Annotated in this window: 1 tRNA gene; it reads right to left on the reverse strand. The window is 48.8% G+C overall.

Going from position 1 to position 211, the window contains the following annotated elements:
• Nucleotides 1-41 precede the first annotated feature (41 nt).
• Nucleotides 42-116 (reverse strand) — tRNA-Val (locus tag BUE76_RS15155).
• Nucleotides 117-211 lie beyond the last annotated feature (95 nt).

Here is a 211-nt window from a genome sequence, read left to right on the forward strand (position 1 = left end):
ACCTAAAAAAACTGCAACAGTATGTAGCAGAAAAAAACTTGTGGGAGCACTCGGATTCGAACCAAGGACCCTCTGCTTGTAAGGCAGATGCTCTGAACCAGCTGAGCTATGCTCCCGAAAACACACCTATCGATGTGTTATAAAGTTTACCTGTGGGAGCACACGGGTTCGAACCGCGGACCCTCTGCTTGTAAGGCAGATGCTCTGAACC

The organism is Cnuella takakiae, from assembly GCF_001953305.1.
Classification (GTDB): domain Bacteria; phylum Bacteroidota; class Bacteroidia; order Chitinophagales; family Chitinophagaceae; genus Flavisolibacter; species Flavisolibacter takakiae.